The organism is Paenibacillus sp. GYB004 (assembly GCF_036577605.1).
Taxonomy (GTDB): Bacteria; Bacillota; Bacilli; order Paenibacillales; family NBRC-103111; genus Paenibacillus_AB; species Paenibacillus_AB oceani.
In genome coordinates, this window is the sequence record NZ_JARBDB010000011.1 from 419,514 (window position 1) to 439,500 (window position 19,987).

The window sequence follows — 19,987 nt, forward strand, 5'->3', positions numbered from 1 at the left end:
GTAAGTATAATAAGGCAAAAGAATGACGGATTCTCAGTTTTTACCGGATAACCGGCTGGATATCGTCCATAGGAGCGATGCTCCCAAGATCCCGAGCATTCCGCCCGACAGAGGAGCTACGACGAGAATGCCACCTGTATTCGCGCTTTCCGTCAGGAGCAGCTTCAGCGAAACGGTGAGGAGCGCGATCAGTACCGCAACCGACCAGAATAACAGCTTTTGTCGTCCGCTCGTTGCAGGAAGCTTGCCGGTTGAAGGCCGTACTTTGCGTAATAAGCTTACCAGGAGCAGCGCTTGACCGAGCAGCCCGATCAGCGATAAGGAATGTTGAGCGATTTTGTACAGCGGTATTCCGGCGATTGGATGAAGCAAAAACGGGAAACGGCCGACAAAAAAGCCGGATTGGTGCGTAAAGTGATCCACAAACAGGTGCGAATAAAAACCGATCGTAACCGAAATGACGAATATGACCCATTTGACCAGGGAGTTCAAGCTCCACGGACGAAGAAGCTCGTACGCCCGCGAGTCGATCCTATAGAGGGAAGGGAGGTGGCACACGAGCGGCATACGGATGATCCGGTGAAACAGCAGGGCGAACAGCAGGCTTAGCGGCAGCGCTTCCAGCCATAATCCCGCGTGCGTATGGCCGATCCACTGGTGCGGCTCCAGCGCGATGAAATATTCAAAATCCGGCGCCATGCTGCCAAGAACAAGTCCGGTCAAGCTGAAATACGCCGGTTTGATAGAACGTATAGGGATCGCATAGAGGGGATGGGCGAACGTAAACGGCATAGCGCTTATGTACCTCCTTGATCGATATTGCTGCGATGATTGGTTCGGAACTATTATTGTAACAGATCGGCTCGAGTCCGAACCAGAGCGGTATGCCGGGTCAAACACCATCTTGATTTTCCGGACGAACGGGTGTAGGATATGAGAAACTATTAGAGATCGATCGGAGCGGAACCGCGGATACCGCTAGGTGTTCCGTTCTATCGGACAGGAGAGTTCATCGATGAACGCCATTTACAAAGCATTAACGATTGCCGGCTCGGATACTAGCGGCGGAGCCGGTATCCAGGCCGATCTGAAAACGTTCCAGGAGCGCGGCGTCTACGGGATGACCGCCCTGACGACGGTTGTTGCTCAAGATCCTCATAACGGCTGGTTTCATAACGTGTTCCCTTTACCGGTCCATGCGCTTGAGGCGCAGCTCGAAACGGTTATATCCGGAATCGGGGTCGACGCTCTGAAGACCGGTATGCTCGGTTCGATCGAGATTATCGAGCTGGTGGCGCATAAGCTGGAGAAATACGGGATAACGAACGTCGTCGTCGATCCGGTCATGGTATGCAAAGGCGCAGACGAAGCGCTGCATCCGGAGACGAACGACAGCCTTCGCGACGTACTCGTTCCTGCGGCGCTTATCGTGACGCCGAACTTGTTCGAAGCGTCCCAGCTTAGCGGCAATCCGATCCGGACGGTCGACGATATGAAGGAAGCCGCAGCTCGCATTCACGAGCTCGGAGCCCGGTATGTGCTGATCAAGGGCGGCGGTAAGCTCGATCACCCTCGCGCCTTGGACTTGCTCTACGACGGGCAGACATTCGAGACGCTGGAATCGGACAAAATCGGCACCACCTACACGCACGGGGCAGGCTGCACCTATTCGGCCGCGATTGCCGCCGAGCTTGCCAAAGGCAAACCGGTCCGGGAAGCGATCGACACGGCCAAAGCTTTTATTACCGCCGCCATCCGGCATTCGTTCCCGCTTAACTCCTATTTCGGTCCGACCAACCATGCGGCTTACCGGATGTATGAATCCCGATAAGTCGCTTAGCGCGCCCCCTCGTCTTCGCTGTACAAGTGAAGAGGGGGGTTTTTGTGTTTGCTTGTTCATTAAAAGGCGGTAGGTAGAGGCCGAGTAAGGGTGGTTTGTACCCTTTATTTTGACCGAAAACCCGCTTGGGTACGGAATAAGAGCGGTATGAGACTCTTAAAAACCGCGAATCAGCGCAGTCCCGTCAGTTAGCTGAAATAGGGGCTGCAAACCGCTCTTAATCGCTCCTGTCTTGGTAAAAGGCAGAAAATAGAGGCTCCGAAAGACTCGTATTTCAGTATTACTGTATTTCCTGCTTCACAAGATTGCTGTTACACTAGCTGAGCTCGTAAGAGATCACACCAATGAGATATAGTAGGAGGAGCAGCTTCAAGCGAAGAGGGAGCCGCTTTTATACCCTTGTGTACACCGGAGGAACTCTCATGCAGCCGATACAAACCAAGTTTTTCGACTACGGGAAGGAACAGACCGACTACTTAAGTATAGCCGATCCTGTGCTTGGAGCGGCCATATCGCGGATCGGGAAGATAGAGCGCGTAGTGATGCCCGACCCGTTCACCGCGCTCGTATACGCGATCGTCGGACAGCTGATATCGGCCAAAGCCGTACATACGATCTGGGAGAATATGCAGATCAAGCTCGGAGAACTGACGCCGCAACGTCTGGCATCCGTAACAGCGGACGATATTCAGCGCTGCGGTTTAACGATGAAAAAGGCGGTCTGCATCCATCAGATCGCGGAAGCCATCGTTCAAGGAAAGCTCGATTTGAATGAGCTGAACGAGCTTCCGGACGAGGATGTAATACGAAAGTTAATGGCATTAAAAGGTGTGGGCAGATGGACGGCCGAAATGCTGCTCCTCCATGCCTACGAGCGTCCGGATATCGTCAGTTGGGGCGACGTTGCAATACGGCGGGGGATGATGAAGCTGTACGGTCTGGAAGGCTTGACGAAGGATCAGTTCGAGCAATACCGCGCAGGCTATTCGCCTTACGGCTCCGTGGCTTCGATCTACTTATGGGTGATCTCGTTCGAATAAGAGATGGAAAGATTGACCGTATGTCAAACGATATGCTACGTTTATATTTGAAAATGAGAATCATTATCGTCTAATTAATATGCGATCTGTTTTGAAAGGAGGATTCATGTGCATAGGGAAGAAGGGGCGAACAGGGCCGTTGAACCGGCAGTTCCGGCAGACCCGGCTGGTGCGTCTAAGGGGAAAATGGCGGATATCCGGGCCTATATGGAACTCCACTATCACGAACCGGTTACGGTAGCCTCGCTGGCACGAAGGGCCAAGCTGAGTGTCAACTATTTCATCGAACAGTTCAGGAAAACGTACGGCCAGAGCGTGCTTGAGGTGTTGACCGATCTGAGAATCAACCGCGCGAAGCGCTACTTGCTGGAAACCGGGGAGCGCATGAAGGATATCGCCGTCAAGGTCGGGTATAGCGACGAATTTTACTTCAGCCGCAAATTCAAAAAAGAGGTAGGAATGACACCCTCCGAATTCGCCAGAACCGGCAAAAGGCGTATCGCCGCTTATTCCCCGTCCGTTATCGGTCATATGCTTGCGCTGGATCTGTTGCCGGAAGCGGCTCCGCTCGATCCGAAATGGTCGTTTTACTATTACAACGGTTACCGGAACCGGATCAAGTCCCGTCTGAGGCTGACCTTTCCGTATACCCAAGGGACGTTCGAGGAGAACAAGGAGCTGCTGATTCAGCTGCGTCCCGATGCGATTATCGGCACAGAGGGGCTTCACGCTGAGGAGAAGGCCGTTCTGACCGCCATTGCGCCTGCCTGTTTCATTCCCGCTGAAAGTGTCGGCTGGAGGGAGCAGCTTCGCCATACCGCCAAGTTTCTGGACCGTGAAGAAGCGGCGGAGTTATGGATAACCCGCTACGAACATAAAGTAAGATCCGCTCTCGCTCTGATGTCAACGGCGCTGGGTACCGACAGCGTCATCGTGCTGCGTGTGTATGGAAATCAGCTCTATTTATACTGGAATCGCGGAATCGGGGATGTGTTGCATACCGATCTGCAGCTTCGACCATTAGGGGAACCGGAGTCGCGGAAAGGAACTGCGATCACGCCGGGCGAGCTGGCCGAGCTCGACCCCGATCGAATCATGCTCGTCGTCTGCGCCGAGGCGGCCTCCCGGGCTTACTGGCTCTCTTTGCAGCATTCCGCGTTATGGCGAGGGCTTAAGGCGGTGGCCGGCGGTTGTGTATATACGATCCAGTCGGACCCGTGGTTCGAATACTCTCCGGTGTCGATCGTCCGGATGCTGGATGATGCGCTGCTCCTGTTTACGGGGAAATGTCCAAATCCGTACCTTCATAATATCCATGGAGACTCGCATGTTCCTGATTTATAATCCTTCTAGTTGAGAATTATTATCATAGGAGGAACTCAGAACATGCTGCATCACCTGCGTTTGACATGGAGAAAACGGGCGTCCCTGGGACTGGTTTGTGCGCTTGCCGTCAGCTTATTGGTTGCCTGCGGGGGCAGAGAAGGTACGAACGGTGAAGGAAGCTCGGCGCAATCCGGCACGCCTGCAGCAGCTTCGGGCACGAAAAACGCTCCGGATGCCGGAGCCGATAAAGAAACAGCCCGCACAGTCAAGGACGAACTTGGTCATGAAGTGGCGCTGCCCGCTTCGCCGAAGCGGATATTCGCACCTTACCTGGAAGATTCGCTACTCACTTTGGGGATCAAGCCGGTAGCCCAATGGTCGAACGGACAATCGGGTCTCGTCTACTTGCAGGAAGAGCTGAAGGGCGTCCCGATGCTGGATATGTCGGGCGGCTTTCCTTCGCCGGAAGCGCTGCTGTCCCATAATCCGGATCTGATCATCCTGCATACGGCGGCCTATGCGGCCAACGGAGGGTATGAGAAATATTCGAAGATTGCGCCGACTTTTACGTTCAATAATGCATCCGGAGACACCAAGAAATCGCTTGTGGCTCTGGGCGAGCTGCTTGGCAAGACAGCCGAGGCGGAACAGGCGCTGAAGGCGTACGACCAGAAAGTGAAGGAAGCCAAAGAAAAGCTGCCCAAGACGACAGCGGGCCAAAAAATCGGTATCCTGCGCTTCGCTCCCAGAGGGGTTAGCTTGATGGGCGTGGGTCACTTGGCCGGATATGTCGTTCACCAGGATCTGGGGATCGCGACAACGACGCTGCTCGGCAAAGAAAGCAACATCAACGTTTCGATGGAAGTTCTTCCTCAGCTCGATGCCGATTATTTGTTTTTCGTCAACCAATACGGACAAGGAACCGAGCGGATGAAGGAAATGACGGAAAGCCCGTTATGGCAAAGCGTTCCCGCCGTTAAAAAAGATCAGGTGCACGAAGTAAGCGACGAGCATTGGCTGGGCAGCGGACTGATCGCATACGGGAAAATGATCGACGATACGGTTCGGCTGCTCGTGAAATAAGAGGCCGTCCTTACCTCCGCACCATAAAACTATAATCGGGAGTGCTGGTCCTGCCATGACGAATGAAAATCATATGCAAGAGATATCCGCCCGGCGCAGCGGCGTACTGCTGCCGCGAGCCGAGCAATGGACGATGCGTTCCCGCATTCATAACCGCACCTATCGGATCTTTGTCTCCACTCCGGCGGGCACTCCGCCGGAAGCCGGCTATCCGGTCTTGTATCTGCTCGATGCCAACTCCGTATTCCACACCGCTGTCGAATCGATGCGGCTGCAGGGGCGCAGGCCGGATCGCACCGGCGTCGTGCCGGCGGTTATCGTGGGGATCGGCTATGAGTCGGAAGGACCGTTTGACGACAGCCGCTTCTACGATTTCACACCTGCGCCGAACGAGACGACCACGACCCGAAAAGACGGCGCGCCGCTGCCCGAGCAAGGCGGAGCCGAAGCATTCCTGGGCTTTATCGAGGATGAGCTGAAGCCGCTCATCGAGCAGGAGATCCCGATCGACCGCAGCAGGCAAGCGTTGTCCGGCCATTCGCTCGGCGGATTGTTCGTCCTGTATACGATGCTGACGCGGCCGGAAGCGTTCCGGACTTATATCGCCGGCAGTCCGTCGATACATTGGAATCGATCGTTGCTGCTGGAGCAAGAGAAACGGTTTGTATCAGCCTTGCAGCAGCATCCGCGAGAGATCAGCCTATGGTTGTGCTGGGGCGAGCTTGAGCGCCAACATCCGACCGCCAACGCGGTAAGTGCCGGTCAGTTCGCGGAGAGGTTGTCCCTGCTGTCCGGCTGCGGAGTAAAGGTGTCGTTCACGGAATTCGAGAACGAAGGGCACGTATCGGTACTGCCGGCGATGATCAGCCGGGCGCTGCGTTTCGCTTTTCAACCGTAAAAGGCCGCCCCTCCAGTCATCACAAGAGACGGGGGCGGCCTTTTTTTAACTTCTTTTACGATGGGACCAGATCACAACAGGGATCAGCAGCAAGGACAGAAACCCTCCGGCCAGCGAAAGCGTCGCATAACTGGATTGCGCGACCACCATACCGGACAACGCTCCGCCCGAAGCTCCCGCCAAAGCAATCAGCACGTCCACCGAGCCTTGCGTTTTGGCGCGGTTCGACATCGTCGTGGCGTCGACGATCAGCGCTGTGCCGCTGATTAAGCCAAAGTTCCAGCCCAATCCGAGCAGAATTAATGCGATCGTAAGGAGCGGCAACGAATGGGCAGGCACGACAGCCGCCATAACGCCAGCCGCAAGCAGCGTGACTCCGGCCGCGACAGCCATCCAGGTACGGCCGATCTTATCGACGAGATAGCCGGTGAGCAGGGACGGCAGATACATGGCGGCAACATGGAAGCCGATCACAAGTCCGAATTGTCTCAAGCCGTGTCCGTGGTGACCCATATGCACGGGCGTCATCGTCATAATGGCGACCATTACGATTTGGGTGAACACCATGATCGAAGCTCCGGCTACGATACCGCTTTTGTTCACAGCCGCAAGGCCGGAGCTGTCGCCGGTATGCGCCGTTTCGCCCGTTGCGGGCGCTTCGGCGATTGCTTTTGCCACGAGCAGCGGATCAGGCCGAAGAAATAGCAGAAGGATCAACCCCGCTGTAAGAAAAGCGGCTGCCGCCAAAATGAACGGCCCTGCAAGCGCCGGAACCCCGATGCCGGTTGCAAAACGGCCCATCGTATCAACGAGATTCGGCCCTGCGACCGCTCCCAGCGTAGTCGAGACGAGAGCGATGCTGACCGCCGTAGCCCGCTGCTTGGCCGTCGCCAGATCGGTTCCGGCATATCGCGCTTGCAGGTTGGTTGCCGTACCGGCTCCATAAATGAACAAGGAGACCAGGAGAAAAACGATATTATGGGTTACCGCAGACAGGACGACCCCGATCGCGCCGATTCCCCCGGTTATAAAGCCTGCTGCAAGACCGATTCGCCGTCCCATCCGCTGCGAAATCCGGCCTACGATGAGCGCCGCTCCGGCGGAGCCCAGGGTGAACAGCGCAGAGGGGATACCGGCAAAGCCGTCCGTGCCCAGCATGTCTTGAGCGAGAAGCGCGCCGACCGTTACGCCTGCGGCGAGGCCGGCCCCTCCGAATATTTGGGAGAGAACCACGATGATCAGGGTGCGGCGATACAACTGGCGCCGTCTCTCGGGAGAGGCGATATACGACTGGATGTAAGCCGGATGTTTATTCACAGCTGTGTTTGCAGATTGCAACATGAATGTCCGCCTTTCCTGGCTTGCCAGTTTACATGGGATGATAATGACGAATAGGTTTGTGCTGCCGTGGCATTGCCGTTATTCCGCATTTTTGGCGAATTCCTTCCAATCTTGCACGCTATCCTCCAGCCGAAACGCTTTGAATCCTTTGGCTTGTAACAACCCGACCGCTTCGACGGACATTAAGCAGTATGGACCTCGGCAATAAGCGACCACATCGCAGTTCGTCGGCAGGGAAGCGAGCTTCTCCTCCAATTCTTCGATCGGAATCGAGACCGCACCCGGGATATGCGCCGCATCATATTCCACTCTAGGTCTTACGTCAATCAGCATAATTTCGCCAAGCTCCATCCGTCTGCGGAGATCCGCCAGCGTTACGGCTTCCATCTCGGATTGATTCGACATAAACTCTTTCTTTATCTGCTGCACTTGCACAAGCTGCTTCTCCGATAAACGATGCAAGCTGCCCATAAAACCGGAAACCTCGTCGTCCGCTAATTCGTAAAAAACGAAATTACCCTGCTTCCTGTAACTCACCAGTCTTGCATGATGAAGCGTCTGCAAATGCTGGGATACGTTGGCGACCGTCATTCCGGTATCTTTAGCGAGCCCTTCGACCGATTTGGGGCTTTGCGACAGCAGGTCCAGAATCTCCAGCCGTTTTGGACTCGATAAACATTTTCCGATACGGGCAAATTCTTGATACAGCTTATCTGTCAAAGCTCGATCGTTTGTCATTTTCAGTTTCACCTCAACCATTCAATTGTTTTATTGAATAGTTGTATTGTATCCGCTCCGGACATCAACGTCAATCTCTATTCTTAATAAACCGGTATTGATTTCGATATCTTGCTGTCATATTCGGCAATAGCGTTCAGACGAGATTTGTTGAGGTATACTGGCTGTACGGACGTTCGGAATAGAGAGATAGAGAGAAGGAGAACTGGAGAGCAGAATGAAACTGTCGATTAGAGAGCAATTGCTGGAGCTGGCGGACGAGGAATACCGGAAGTTTTCTTCTTCGCTGCTCCCAACGATCGATCATGTGATAGGTGTACGTTTGCCGGAGCTTCGAAAGCTTGCAAAATCCATCGCGCGAAGCGATTGGCGCACCTATCTGAAGCAGGCGGAAGACGATTATTTCGAGGAAGTCATGCTGCAGGGGATGGTCATCGGTTATGCCAAGGCGGAGCTGGAGGAATTGTTGTCTCATGTGGCGGATTTCGTCCCCAAGATCGACAATTGGTCGGTTTGCGACAGTTTCTGTACAGGACTTAAGTTCACCCCTGCGAATAAGAGGAGGGTGTGGGCATTCATCCAGCCTTATTTACGGTCGGAAAACGAATACGAACTGCGTTTCGGCATAGTCATGCTGTTATTTTATTATGTCGATGAGCCGCATATTCAGTCCGTACTGAGTTTGCTGGACTCGATCCGGCATGACGGCTATTATGTGAAAATGGCGGTAGCTTGGGCTTTATCCGTCTGTTATGTGAAGCAGCCCGAAAAAACGATGAATTATTTGCTGAACCATTCTCTGGACGCATTCACCTACATCAAAGCTTTGCAGAAAATAACGGAGTCGAACCGGGTAAGTCCGGAAACGAAACTCAAAATCCGTCAAATGAAGCAAAACGTCTCCAAGCGGCAGATCGAGTCGTAAAGCAAGACGATCAGAAAATGGGCGGTGTAAACATGATCCGGATCAGATGTTACGCCGCCCTGCTACGTTAAGGTGTTTAATAATTCAAGTGTTGGCTAAGGTTCAAATCCTTTCTGGCTGACGAACAGCTCGTCCTCTGCGAAGCTCCTCTTCAATCGATCGTAGACGATCCGGTAAGCGTCAGGGTGATACCACTGCTCCAGCCCCAGCTCCTTATATTTTTGCAGGATGCCGAGGCTTTTGGTCCGTTTGCCGCCGCTGCCGTCCCCCATAAAATAATCGTCCACACAAACGCGGTTTACGAGCGGACGTAACGTTTGAGCAAAGGAGCTGCTGCTCGGCAGAATCGGGGCTATCGTAGCCTGTGTCGGAATTCCGGCGCCGGCCAGTATTTCCAGTGTTTTCAGTCTCGCCGCAATCGGAGGGGCGTAGGGGGAGAAAAACTTCCGGATTTCCTCCAAGTCGGTTTCTACCGTCATGCTTACCCGGACTTTGAGCCCGAGCTGTGCCAACAAATCGATATCTCTGCGAACAAGCGGACTTCGGGTCTGGACGAAAAGGAAATCCGGCGGATCGGCAACCATAACTTCTAGCAGCGACCGGGTAATGTTTTCCTTATATTCGATAGGCTGATACGGGTCGGTGCTCGACGACATGAAGATGGTGACGGGACCTTTTGACTTGGCTTTTTGCAGCTCTTTCCGGAACATGTCCGCCGCATCGCTTTTGATATCGACCCAGGTCCCCCAAGCTTTGCCGCGAAAAGTGGCTACCGGCATTTGCCGGACGTAACAATAGGAGCATCCGAACGCACACCCTGTGTACGGGTTTAACGAATGGCTGTATCCGGCCAGGAAGCCCGTACCTTTGTTAAGAAGCGATTTTGGCGGCTTGTACGTATACTCGGCGTTCATCGTCGTATGGATTCCTTGATCTTCAGTTGGAACAATCTCATATGAATATCCTCCCCGAAACGAAAGTTTCCATTATTTTGCATCGTGGAAAATAACGCCCAGACTGTACCTCGTTCCTGAAACTATAGTGCCGACTCCATGGCGAAGGGTAACCCGGTAAAAACCGCGCGAACCCCGGACGGGACGGTATTGAGTCGGGAAAATAAGTCCTTCGCCTTGCTGCAACGAAATGACATGCCCACGGCTCTGCGCCCTTGGCCGCTGCTCGATCAAAAGAAACTCGCCGCCGGTGTAATCCAACCCGCTCCGGTTAAGCGCAAATACAATCTGGAAAGGGAAGTAGACGTCACCGTATAGGTCCTGATGGAGGCAGTTATATCCGCCGGCTTCGTACTTTAAAATTAGTGGTGTAGGCCGGGTCTGTCCGGAGTCGCGGCATAGCTGCAGAAAATCCGTGTGTGACTCCGGATAGGAAGAACCCGTGCGGCCGAGCTGCTCCAGCCAGCGATTGGCGGTAAGCGCGAGCTCAGGATAAAGGCTGTCCCGAAGCTGCTGAACGATGTCCGGGAGCGGCGCGTCATAATATTTGTATTCACCGATCCCAAAACGGTATCTGGCCATCTGGATCGTTTGGCGGTACAGCCCTTGGACCTCGTAAGATTCGATCAGCGACTTGCATTCGGCTTCATTCAGAAGAGGCGGCAGCTTGGAGTATCCCTGCTCATCGAGCGACTGCCGCAGCTGCTCCCCATTCATCCCGGATATCCGTGCTGCCAGCGAATTAGGCATGCTGCACATCTTCCTTAGGATACGAGACGTTCCGCTCCAGTTCAAGCAGTTTCGTCTTCATATCGAGCCCGCCCCGGTAGCCGGTCAGCGCCCCGTTTTTCCCGATGACGCGATGGCAGGGGACCGTAATCAGGTTCGGGTTGGCTCCGATGGCCGCTCCTACTGCCCGCACGGACGACGGCTTCCGGATCGTCTCGGCGATGTCGGTGTACGTTCTCGTTTGTCCGTAAGGGATGTCGCAGAGCGCCTTCCATACAGCAAGTTGAAAAGGCGTGCCTCGCAAATCGGCCGGGGCTGTGAAGCTTTCACGAGCGCCCTCCAAATATTCGATCAGTTCGTCGGCATACCGCTGCATCATCCGGTCGTCGCGAACGAGCGCGCTGCCTGGAAAACGGGCGGCTGCCCAATCCGCCAGCTCATGGAAGGGGCAGTTTTGCGAGCCTACATAACATAAGCCTTTCTCCGTCGCCCCGATATGCATGTTCCAATCTTGATAAGCGAGCAGCGACCAGAAGATCGGTGCCGCATTCGTGCTTTTTTCCATAAATAAAAATCCTCCTTCAGGACCGGGTTGCCGTGTCGTGGCGGTAGCTCGCCGGCGTATGCCCGGTTTTCTTTTTGAACAAAGTGATGAAATACGGAGTATTCGACAAGCCCACGCCATGGCCAACCTCGGATACCGGTTTCGATGTTCGGGTCAGCTCCGCTTTGGCCTTTTCGATACGTATATCTTGAATATACTCCACCGGCGTTTTCCCTTTCACTTTTTTGAAGGTACGATGCAGATGATAAGGCGTACCGTGGCAGATCGCCGCAAGTGTATCCAGCGTCAGCGGTTCGGCGTAATGGTTGTCGATATAGTCGGTTACTAGCGATATCCATTCTTCGTCAGGCAGCCGTCGCCCTGTCGGCTTGCATCGTTTGCACGGCCGGTAACCTGCGGCTATAGCTTGTTCCGGCGTATGAAAAAGTCCGATATGATCTTGCTTCGGCGGTCTGGATTTGCAGGAAGGACGGCAAAAGATACCCGTCGTTTTTACTGCGTAAAAAAATTGGCCGTCATAGGTTGTATCGTTGTTGACGACAGCTTGCCATTGCTCCGCCGAGAGCGGCTGCGGTCCGGGCTGCTGTTTCACGTTGGTTCACCTCTATCCAAAGTATAACTCTAAAAAGCGGTTTTTGTACGTTTTAACGGATGGAATAGCAAGATAACGAAATAATAGGCGCTATGCTAACATGATCTTTGGAAAGCCAGCTTGCTATTGCCGGGAAAACAAGATAGAATAATTAAGGTATCTTAACTATGAAGGATGCGAACCTATTCCAATGGAGACCTCGAGCGAAGACTTGATCCGGATCGTCAAAGAGATGAATGAAGCGGACTACTCGATGAATGTGATGCTGTTTCAAGCCCATGAAACGCTGCTAGAGAGTGAAATAACGGCCAAGCAAACCATTCTGCTCGAGCATGTCCATAAGCACAACCAGTTGACGGTTAGCGAACTTGCCGAGCGTATGAACGTTTCGTCCAGTGCGGTAAGTCAGATCGTCAGCAAGCTGGAGAAAGCGAATTATGTGATTCGTGAGATCAACCGGAGCAATCGCAGGGAAATTCTCGTTCGTCTTGCCGAGCGCGGGACGGACTATTTCGTCAAGCAGGATCTGCTGGAGCGGACGATCATCGAGCGTTATTACTCGCAGCTCGACTTCGATGAAGTCGTTGCGATGAAGAACACGATCTTGAAGCTGAAGGCGATCGTGGAGAAGGAAGTAAACGGCGATGCCAGCAAAACGATAAAATAATCGCTCACACGGCCTGTGGGCAGGGATAATCGCCGACTGCCGGCGGCGGTTCCTTTGCTTAATAATTAAGATATCTTAACAATTTAAATCTATTTAACATTATAGCCAGTCTGACTGTCATAAACCTTAGACGAGGAGCGGGTTCAATGAATACCAAACGGGAGAAGCTGGAGCACTTGTTTGCTGAAATCGATCGGCAGGGCGGAGTTAACGGGGTTTTCATGGCGGCGGAGCGGGGTGAAGTGATTTATGAAGCGGCATTCGGTTTCGCCGAACGATCTTCGGGACGCCGGTTGACGACAAATACCGTATTCGAGCTCGCTTCGCTGTCGAAGCCGTTCACCGCCTTGGGTGTGATCGTTTTGGAAGAGCAGGGAAAGCTCGCCTACGACGATCCCGTCTCGCTGTGGATTCCGGAACTGCCGTACCCGGGAATTACGGTAAGGCAGTTGCTTGGTCATACATCAGGGTTACCCGACTATATGGAGCTGTTCTTTACACATTGGGACCGGACCCGGATTGCGGCGAATGAAGATGTGCTGGACATGTTGTTGCGCCATCAGCCTCCGGTTTATTTCGAACCCGGTGAAAGCTGGTTATACAGTAATACGGGATATGTGCTGCTCGCCATACTGATCAAGAGAATATCCGGACTTACGTTCGCGGAATTTATGCGAAGCCGCATCTTCCATCCGCTTGGGATGACCCGCACCAGCGTTTATAACAGGAGGTGCCGCCCTGAAACGATTTCCGATTACGCTTACGGATACGTCTTTGACTTTCATTCCGGAGAGTATATGCTGCCCGACGATATCGGGGATACGCAGTATGTCACCTTTTTAGACGGCATCCAGGGTGACGGTACGGTCAATTCGAATTTGAGCGATTTGCTGAAGTTCGACCGGGCTTTGTACACGGATTCGCTCGTAAGCAGACGGTCCCTGGCTCAGGTGTTTGCGCCCATACCGCTCAATAACGGGGATACTTTCGATTACGGTTTCGGCTGGATTCTGGAACAGAAGGAAGGGAAGGGCAGAGCGGTTCTTCACAGTGGAGGCTGGCCGGGTTATGCGTCCGTGATGATCCGGTATATCGATGCCGACATGACGCTGATTTATTTGAGAAACCGGGAGCAGGACGTAGAATTCGATCAGGCTGTCATCTCTGCAGCCGAACATATTTTGCTGGAACTCCCCTATGACATTCCCCGGCTTCCTCCGGAACAAAAAATCGCGTCATTCGACCGGGAACGATACGAGCGTTATGTCGGAACGTACCGGCTGGGAGAAGAAGGGAACGACGGAGATTCGACAATCGCTCGAGTCCTCATCGAGGAAGACCGGCTCTTTATGCAGATTACCGGCAAAGTGCGTCTGGAGTTGTATCCTTCGACACAAACCCGTTTCTTCGTCCGGCTCATACCGGTTGAAGTTGAATTCCTATGCGACGGGGAGGGGAAGGCGGAGAAGCTGATTGTGATCCAGGAGGATGCCGAGACGCCGGGAGTGCGGATCGGAGAAGGATAGACGTACCGGACACCGGTTTATGCGGCTGTTTTAATCGCTTTCGGGATGGTTTCTCCCATAACGACCTGTTTGCGCAAAAAAACCGAGAGCTGATGAAGCATTTGTATACGAAATAGCTCCGGAATTGACCGGCAATATTACGCACTTACGATCCAATTGACAAGCGTGAAACCAAGTCCGCAGGCCGATAACGCCGGCGGGCTTTTTGCTATTTGCTGCTAATATCTCAACTCCGCGAGACCTAATATATGGAAGTTACGTAGTATATTAGGAATGAGATTACATAGCGATGGAGGGGACTGAGCTGATACTTACCGGCAGGACATATGGGATTTGGGACACGTTTCGAATCCCGTTTCAGTGCGCGCCGTTTTTGACGGTACTCGCCATTTTGCAGACGTTATTGGCGGGGGCGGCGCCAACGATGCAAATTGTAGCGACAGCATCATTTATCGATAACGCCCTATCTATCGTTCAGAACGAATCGGACTTGTCGCTTCTTTATCCGTCTATGCTCGCCGTTGTCGCCTTAATTGCCTATCAATGGATGGCAAGGCAGTGGACAGCGCTGATCCAGTTCAGGCTCGAGCTCGCCATCCGCGAGCAGTTTCGTACGGCCATCACAGAAAAACGGGCGAAGCTCGCTTACCGGTATATCGAAAATCACGGGACATGGGACTTGATCTCGCGAATAGCCGCAGCACCGGAAACAAAGATCAGATCCGCCTTTACCGACCTCCTGGCCATCGTATCCAAAGCGATCCAGGTCACGGGAATTCTGATTCTGCTTATTACCCAAGTGTGGTGGGCGGCTCTGCTGATCCTGGCGCTGACGGCGCCTCTGTTCGTCCTGGCGATCAAGAGCGGCCGTTCGACGTACGAAGCCGGCCGTGAAGTATCCAAGTATAAGAGAAGATACGAGTATTTGACCGAAGTGTTGACAGGCCGCGAGGCGGTGGACGAGAGAACGTTATTCGGGTTCGGCGGACTCGTCGGAGAACGCTGGTATCGCCACTACGAGACGGCACGGACCATCGAATTCCGCACGGAACGGAAATGGTTTATTAAAATGAAAGCCGGAAGCGTGTTGACCGCGATCGTCTCGATGCTGATCATTATGGTGCTGATCGGACCTGTGATTGCAGGAGCGGTCACGATCGGTATGTTCATCTCTCTGGTGAACGCCGTCTTCGGCATCGTCCAGATGATGTCGTGGCAGCTCACCGCCAATGTGGACCAACTGACGAAACACCGCGAGTATTTAAAAGACTTGACCGAATTCGCCCGGCTTGAAGAAACGGACGGAGCGGCGGCAGCTCCGGTATTTCCGGCGCCGGTGTTCGAATCGCTCGAGTTCAGAGAAGTCAAATTCGTTTATCCGGGCACGCAGGCGCCGGTCCTAAACGGACTTTCGTTTCGCATACAAGCCGGTTCCCAGTATGCATTTGTCGGCGTGAACGGAGCGGGAAAGTCGACGATTATGAAGCTGCTTACCGGGTTATACGACCAGTACGAAGGCGAGATTCTTTTGAACGGCAAGCCCATTTCCGAATACGGGCAGCATGAACTGAAAGCGTTTTACTCAGTCGTTTTTCAAGATTTCGCCAAATATTACATCCCGCTGAAAGACAATATCGCGGTAGGGGATGTGAATCGGCTGCGTCACAGCGCTGAAGAGGCTACACTAACGCGGATTCGCCAGGCAGCCGGTCAAGTGGGCTTACATACGCTTGAGCAAAAACTGCCTGAAGGCTTCGACACGCCGCTCGGCAAAACCAAAACGGGCGGTCAGGACGTCTCCGGAGGCGAATGGCAGCGGATCGCAATGGCGAGAGCTCTTCTGAATCCCGCACCGATCCGCATACTGGACGAACCGACAGCGGCGCTGGACCCGATCGGCGAAAGCAAGCTGTACGAGCAATTCGAGCAGATCAGCAGAGACAAAACCACGTTGTTCATCAGTCATCGTCTGGGCTCAACGCTGCTGGCCGATATCATATTCGTGATCGGTGACGGACGGATTATCGAGCAAGGCAGCCATCCGGACCTGATGAAAGCCCAGGGCGTATACGCCGGGATGTATGAGAGCCAGAGGAGCTGGTATCAATGAAGAAGAACGATTTTGCGGCAGCCGGCAACCCGATCTCGCTGTTTACTGTTCTGAGAACGCTATTTCCATTCGCCCTCGCTTCGTTTCCGGTATTGTTTCTGCTTACGAATGCGGTCGGCATTGCTCACGGGGCGTCGTTCGGGCTAAACACGTTCCTATCGCAGCATTTTTTCGATTCGGTCACGAAGGCAGTCAGCCAGCAAGCCGAGTTGTCCGTCGTATTAGGGATGGCGGCTGCTCTAGGCGCGGCGACGATCGGTTCCGAGATTTTGAACGGATTGCATAACTTTATGGGCAAAACCTACTACCGGAAGATGATCGGTTATTTAAGCTTACGGTTGAATGAAAAAGCTTCGAGGCTCGATCCGATCGTCTACGAATCTCCGGAACTTCTGGACGATATTAACAAAGCCAATGAGGGGATGAACAACAGTCTCGGCTTATTGTTTACGGCCGTTACGATATTCACGTTTTATATCCCTTACTTTATTTTTATGGGATTTTATTTGTATACTTTGAAGCCGATCCTTGCCATTTCCTTGATCCTCGTTTTTATCCCTGTCGTGATCTCTCAATTGATACGGGGGGCGGTATTCGCGGGGCTGGAGGATCAGGCTGCGCCGATCCGGCGGGAATACGAATATGTGGAGCGCTGCATTTGCGACAGGGAGTACTACAAGGAAACCCGTATTTTAGGAGCATTTGCGTTTTTCATTGACTTGTACCGATCCGCACTATCGCTGCTGGCGGTTAAAACCTGGAAAGCGGAACTAAGGACCAGGCTGCTGGAGCTTGGGATGAAAATGGTAACTTTGGCCGGGTATTTCGGTATCTTGTACATGCTGGTCGCCGCGATGCTGAATGGGGAAATCAGCATTGGCTCCTTTGCCGCCGTATTCGCTTCCATCGGTTTTATGTTCGGGATGATGGAGGAAGTGATTACGAGTCAAATCGGGAGTATGACGAAAAATCTCGGCACCGTGCGAAATTTCATTCGTTTCTTGAAGCTGCCGGAGCGATCCGGCGAAGAGGTGTGGATCAACGCTGGCGACGGCGTTCTACTGAGCGGCGTCTCTTTTGGCTACCCCGGGGCCGATAGCGAATCGCTGACGGACATAACGCTGGAGCTAAAAAAAGGGGAGACCATCGCCATCGTCGGCGAGAACGGGGCAGGCAAAACGACCCTCGTCAAACTGATGACCGGCCTATACGTGCCGAGTACAGGCGTAGTGCGGATAGGGGGCGCCGATACGAGGAACGTCTCCGCGAAGTCGGTTCATCAGGGAATAACGGCCGTATTCCAGAAATACCAGCGGTACAAGATGACGCTGGAGGATAATATCCGAATCAGCGATCTTGACGAAGGGGAAAACCGGCCGGAGCACGACTTGCAGCTCGCCGCCCGGAAAGCGGATCTGGACGTGAATGCGGGTGCATTTCCGGACGGTTACGCTACGATGCTCTCCCGGGAATTCGACGGAACGGATTTGTCCGGCGGGTTATGGCAGCGGGTTGCGATCGCCAGAGGGTTTTATCGCATCCATGGCATGATCGTGCTGGATGAGCCGACGGCGGCTATAGATCCGATCGAAGAATCGAACCTGTACAAGAAGTTCGCGGATATCGCCAAAGACAAAACGGCGATCATCGTCACCCACCGGCTGGGCTCGGCCAAAATCGCCGACCGGATCGTCGTTCTGGATCAGGGGCGGATTGCTGAGACAGGCACGCATGATGAACTGCTACGGAAGGCCGGTAAATATGCCGAGATGTTTAACGCCCAAGCGCAATGGTATTCCGTACAGCATTAAGCAAAAGCAACAGGCTGCCGATTCCGTTCGGCGGCCTGTTGGGCACGGATAGGTGATGAGTGCTCACAAAGATGATCGTCGAACTATTGATTTTTCTTTTCCTCGATAAACTTGTTCGCTTTCTCGTTCGCTGTACGCAGGGCGGTATTGATGTCGACGTTTTCCTGGATGATGCTTTTGAGCGCGTCGTTCAGAAATCCGTAGATGTTCGGATCGTATTTGGACGCTTGCGGCAATGGCGCAGGGGTGACGTTGAATATCCCCGACAAGTTTTTGCCTTCGAAAATTTTCATATCGCGGGCGTATTGCTTGCGAAGCTCCTTGTCTTTCATAATCGTCAACCGGGCACGCTGGTTCATATCTTTTTGCGCTTCCTCGCCGGTTAACAGCTCGATGACGCGGTAGGCTGCTTCCCGGTTTTTGGCAGCCTGGGGCACCATCAGGAGATGGAAATCGACTTCGCGTCCGATTCCCGGCCGGTCGTCATAGGACGGATAACTGATCATATCCCAGTTGAACTGCTTTCCGGGCTCGTCCGGCGTAGTCAGCTGGGTGGCGAAGGAGTCGAGCCAATACGGGTAAAGTGCCAGCTTCCGTTCTTTGAGGAAATAGGCGACCCCGTAGACGTACCGTTTGTTCGGATCGATCACTTGTCCCGGGTAATCGAAGATCCGTTTCGCTTGGGCGAACACTTTTTGGAAGCCCTCGGTCGTGAGATCAGCCTTTTCCCGGCTTTTGTCGAGCAGAGGCAGCGAATAGGCGCGGGACAAAGCGAGCGCGGGGCCCGGATCGATCCCGACATACTGGGTGCCGTCATCATAACGCGTCACTTTTTGCGACAAGTCGATCAACTGATTCCACGTCATATTGTCTTTCGGGTACGGGACTCCGAATTTGTCGAAGATGTCTTTGTTATAAGCGACTAATCCGTAGTTGAGCGAGAAGGGGATGCCGTACATTTCTCCGTTTTTTCCGTAAATGCCTTCTCCGTATCCTTTGACCACATTGACGGCTTCCGGCTCGAACTTGCTCAGATCGATAGTTCCCCGCTTGATCAGATCGCGCAAGTCGCTGCCGAGACCGAGATCGAGAGGCTGGATCAAATAATAGTTGCTTGTGATGATCAGATCCGGAATCTCACCAGCGGCCGCGAGTTCTTCCAGCTTGCGCCCTTTGATCAGCTCGACAGACACGTTCGGGTACTTTTTCTGGATCGGCTCGACGAACGTTTTGTTTAGATCATGGTCCGTATTAATACCGGCTCCGTGATTAAACAGTTTTAAAGTTACGGTCTGCTTGTCAAAATCGTCATCTTTCAACACATTTGTCTGGTTGTCCGACTTGCCGCAAGCCCCGACCGTCAGCGCAATCAAGATGCCGATCCCGACCGACTGCACGTGTTTCATTCGCATTATCATTGTCCTCCTTCTCCGGATCAACTTGTGAAAAATCGCCTGATCCCGGCAAATACGGATGCCCCGGCGCCTGGAAGCGCACCCGATTTGACGTTGGTAGCGATTTCATTCCAATTATATCCTCGAGGAAATAATATTTCAATACACTGTTTAAAATGAAAAATTATATTTCTGAAATTTTTCCGCTTTCCGTTTTCAAGTAAAAGTGGTTGCAATATTTCGTATTCTGTATAATAATAAGAAATAAGGTTTCAGTCATCCCTTTGATGAAAGCGTTTAAAGTTAGGTTAAGGGTGGAGTCCACGAGAGAACCCCGAGGCCATTACGTCTGTTTCGCCAGCCGGCGGAGCGGGTGTTTTGCCCGAGGTTTTTTTTGTTCCATTTTTTCCTGATTCGGCGAGAAGGGGGTGATTTCCATACATCGTGCC

18 protein-coding genes are annotated in these 19,987 nt (G+C 53.1%); 10 read left to right on the plus strand and 8 right to left on the minus strand.

What is annotated here, in order from left to right:
- Window positions 1-33 precede the first annotated feature (33 nt).
- Window positions 34-792, minus strand: a complete 759-nt coding sequence (locus tag PV433_RS07725) for a DUF4184 family protein (RefSeq protein ID WP_332071601.1) — start codon at window positions 790-792, stop codon at window positions 34-36.
- A gap of 223 nt (window positions 793-1,015) precedes the next feature.
- Here PV433_RS07725 and pdxK point away from each other — a divergent pair, with 223 nt between their 5' ends.
- The 5 genes from pdxK (at window position 1,016) to PV433_RS07750 (ending at window position 6,187) form a co-directional block, all read left to right on the plus strand.
- On the plus strand, window positions 1,016-1,831 hold the full coding sequence (gene pdxK / locus PV433_RS07730; RefSeq protein WP_332071602.1) for a pyridoxine/pyridoxal/pyridoxamine kinase: 816 nt from the start codon (window positions 1,016-1,018) through the stop codon (window positions 1,829-1,831).
- Window positions 1,832-2,262: 431 nt separating this feature from the next.
- Complete coding sequence (locus PV433_RS07735; RefSeq protein WP_332071603.1) at window positions 2,263-2,880, plus strand: DNA-3-methyladenine glycosylase family protein; 618 nt, start codon at window positions 2,263-2,265, stop codon at window positions 2,878-2,880.
- 108 nt (window positions 2,881-2,988) lie between these two features.
- The gene (locus tag PV433_RS07740) at window positions 2,989-4,224 is read left to right on the plus strand and encodes a helix-turn-helix domain-containing protein (RefSeq protein ID WP_332071604.1); all 1,236 of its coding nucleotides are present in this window, start codon (window positions 2,989-2,991) and stop codon (window positions 4,222-4,224) included.
- A 42-nt stretch (window positions 4,225-4,266) separates the two neighbouring features.
- Entirely contained in the window at window positions 4,267-5,289 is a 1,023-nt protein-coding gene (locus PV433_RS07745; RefSeq protein WP_332071605.1) for an iron-siderophore ABC transporter substrate-binding protein, read from the plus strand.
- Between the two features lie 55 nt (window positions 5,290-5,344).
- Window positions 5,345-6,187: an alpha/beta hydrolase gene (locus PV433_RS07750; RefSeq protein ID WP_332071606.1), complete on the plus strand. Its 843-nt coding sequence runs from the start codon at window positions 5,345-5,347 to the stop codon at window positions 6,185-6,187.
- A 45-nt stretch (window positions 6,188-6,232) separates the two neighbouring features.
- Here PV433_RS07750 and PV433_RS07755 read toward each other — a convergent pair whose 3' ends face one another.
- A complete protein-coding gene (locus PV433_RS07755; protein ID WP_332071607.1) occupies window positions 6,233-7,528 on the minus strand; it encodes an MFS transporter in 1,296 nt (431 codons plus the stop codon).
- A gap of 78 nt (window positions 7,529-7,606) precedes the next feature.
- Window positions 7,607-8,266, minus strand: coding sequence for an ArsR/SmtB family transcription factor (locus PV433_RS07760; RefSeq protein ID WP_332071608.1), 660 nt, complete (start codon window positions 8,264-8,266; stop codon window positions 7,607-7,609).
- A 217-nt stretch (window positions 8,267-8,483) separates the two neighbouring features.
- On the opposite strand from PV433_RS07760, the gene PV433_RS07765 reads away from it, so the two are divergent.
- Complete coding sequence (locus PV433_RS07765) at window positions 8,484-9,191, plus strand: DNA alkylation repair protein (protein WP_332071609.1); 708 nt, start codon at window positions 8,484-8,486, stop codon at window positions 9,189-9,191.
- A 95-nt stretch (window positions 9,192-9,286) separates the two neighbouring features.
- Here the strand turns inward: PV433_RS07765 and PV433_RS07770 are convergent, their stop codons facing one another.
- From PV433_RS07770 to PV433_RS07785, 4 genes are all read right to left on the minus strand, one after another.
- Window positions 9,287-10,105 carry an SPL family radical SAM protein gene (locus tag PV433_RS07770; RefSeq protein WP_332071610.1) on the minus strand — a complete coding sequence of 273 codons (819 nt, stop codon included), beginning with the start codon at window positions 10,103-10,105 and terminating at the stop codon, window positions 9,287-9,289.
- Window positions 10,106-10,177: 72 nt separating this feature from the next.
- Complete coding sequence (locus PV433_RS07775; protein ID WP_332071611.1) at window positions 10,178-10,894, minus strand: 2OG-Fe(II) oxygenase; 717 nt, start codon at window positions 10,892-10,894, stop codon at window positions 10,178-10,180.
- Window positions 10,887-11,438: a methylated-DNA--[protein]-cysteine S-methyltransferase gene (locus PV433_RS07780; RefSeq protein ID WP_332071612.1), complete on the minus strand. Its 552-nt coding sequence runs from the start codon at window positions 11,436-11,438 to the stop codon at window positions 10,887-10,889. The genes PV433_RS07775 and PV433_RS07780 overlap by 8 nt, the downstream gene beginning before the upstream one ends.
- A gap of 16 nt (window positions 11,439-11,454) precedes the next feature.
- On the minus strand, window positions 11,455-12,030 hold the full coding sequence (locus PV433_RS07785; protein WP_332071613.1) for a bifunctional transcriptional activator/DNA repair enzyme AdaA: 576 nt from the start codon (window positions 12,028-12,030) through the stop codon (window positions 11,455-11,457).
- Between the two features lie 190 nt (window positions 12,031-12,220).
- Here PV433_RS07785 and PV433_RS07790 point away from each other — a divergent pair, with 190 nt between their 5' ends.
- From PV433_RS07790 to PV433_RS07805, 4 genes are all read left to right on the plus strand, one after another.
- Window positions 12,221-12,697, plus strand: coding sequence for a MarR family winged helix-turn-helix transcriptional regulator (locus tag PV433_RS07790; RefSeq protein ID WP_332071614.1), 477 nt, complete (start codon window positions 12,221-12,223; stop codon window positions 12,695-12,697).
- Between the two features lie 146 nt (window positions 12,698-12,843).
- Window positions 12,844-14,223 (plus strand): serine hydrolase, encoded by a 1,380-nt coding sequence (locus tag PV433_RS07795; RefSeq protein WP_332071615.1) that lies wholly within the window; start codon window positions 12,844-12,846, stop codon window positions 14,221-14,223.
- 289 nt (window positions 14,224-14,512) lie between these two features.
- Window positions 14,513-16,333, plus strand: a complete 1,821-nt coding sequence (locus PV433_RS07800; RefSeq protein WP_332071616.1) for an ABC transporter ATP-binding protein — start codon at window positions 14,513-14,515, stop codon at window positions 16,331-16,333.
- The gene (locus PV433_RS07805; protein WP_332071617.1) at window positions 16,330-18,144 is read left to right on the plus strand and encodes an ABC transporter ATP-binding protein; all 1,815 of its coding nucleotides are present in this window, start codon (window positions 16,330-16,332) and stop codon (window positions 18,142-18,144) included. The genes PV433_RS07800 and PV433_RS07805 overlap by 4 nt, the downstream gene beginning before the upstream one ends.
- A gap of 83 nt (window positions 18,145-18,227) precedes the next feature.
- Here PV433_RS07805 and PV433_RS07810 read toward each other — a convergent pair whose 3' ends face one another.
- Complete coding sequence (locus tag PV433_RS07810; RefSeq protein ID WP_332071618.1) at window positions 18,228-19,556, minus strand: ABC transporter substrate-binding protein; 1,329 nt, start codon at window positions 19,554-19,556, stop codon at window positions 18,228-18,230.
- Between the last annotated feature and the right edge of the window lie 431 nt (window positions 19,557-19,987).

What these genes read in the sequence shown, in the direction of transcription:
- PV433_RS07725 (WP_332071601.1), bottom strand. Translation starts at nt 792, where the DNA reads ATGCCGTTTACGTTCGCCCATCCCCTCTATGCGATCCCTATACGTTCT.
- pdxK (WP_332071602.1), top strand. Translation starts at nt 1,016, where the DNA reads ATGAACGCCATTTACAAAGCATTAACGATTGCCGGCTCGGATACTAGC.
- PV433_RS07735 (WP_332071603.1), top strand. Translation starts at nt 2,263, where the DNA reads ATGCAGCCGATACAAACCAAGTTTTTCGACTACGGGAAGGAACAGACC.
- PV433_RS07745 (WP_332071605.1), top strand. Translation starts at nt 4,267, where the DNA reads ATGCTGCATCACCTGCGTTTGACATGGAGAAAACGGGCGTCCCTGGGA.
- PV433_RS07750 (WP_332071606.1), top strand. Translation starts at nt 5,345, where the DNA reads ATGACGAATGAAAATCATATGCAAGAGATATCCGCCCGGCGCAGCGGC.
- PV433_RS07755 (WP_332071607.1), bottom strand. Translation starts at nt 7,528, where the DNA reads ATGTTGCAATCTGCAAACACAGCTGTGAATAAACATCCGGCTTACATC.
- PV433_RS07760 (WP_332071608.1), bottom strand. Translation starts at nt 8,266, where the DNA reads ATGACAAACGATCGAGCTTTGACAGATAAGCTGTATCAAGAATTTGCC.
- PV433_RS07765 (WP_332071609.1), top strand. Translation starts at nt 8,484, where the DNA reads ATGAAACTGTCGATTAGAGAGCAATTGCTGGAGCTGGCGGACGAGGAA.
- PV433_RS07770 (WP_332071610.1), bottom strand. Translation starts at nt 10,105, where the DNA reads ATGAACGCCGAGTATACGTACAAGCCGCCAAAATCGCTTCTTAACAAA.
- PV433_RS07775 (WP_332071611.1), bottom strand. Translation starts at nt 10,894, where the DNA reads ATGCCTAATTCGCTGGCAGCACGGATATCCGGGATGAATGGGGAGCAG.
- PV433_RS07780 (WP_332071612.1), bottom strand. Translation starts at nt 11,438, where the DNA reads ATGGAAAAAAGCACGAATGCGGCACCGATCTTCTGGTCGCTGCTCGCT.
- PV433_RS07790 (WP_332071614.1), top strand. Translation starts at nt 12,221, where the DNA reads ATGGAGACCTCGAGCGAAGACTTGATCCGGATCGTCAAAGAGATGAAT.
- PV433_RS07795 (WP_332071615.1), top strand. Translation starts at nt 12,844, where the DNA reads ATGAATACCAAACGGGAGAAGCTGGAGCACTTGTTTGCTGAAATCGAT.
- PV433_RS07800 (WP_332071616.1), top strand. Translation starts at nt 14,513, where the DNA reads ATGGAGGGGACTGAGCTGATACTTACCGGCAGGACATATGGGATTTGG.
- PV433_RS07805 (WP_332071617.1), top strand. Translation starts at nt 16,330, where the DNA reads ATGAAGAAGAACGATTTTGCGGCAGCCGGCAACCCGATCTCGCTGTTT.
- PV433_RS07810 (WP_332071618.1), bottom strand. Translation starts at nt 19,556, where the DNA reads ATGCGAATGAAACACGTGCAGTCGGTCGGGATCGGCATCTTGATTGCG.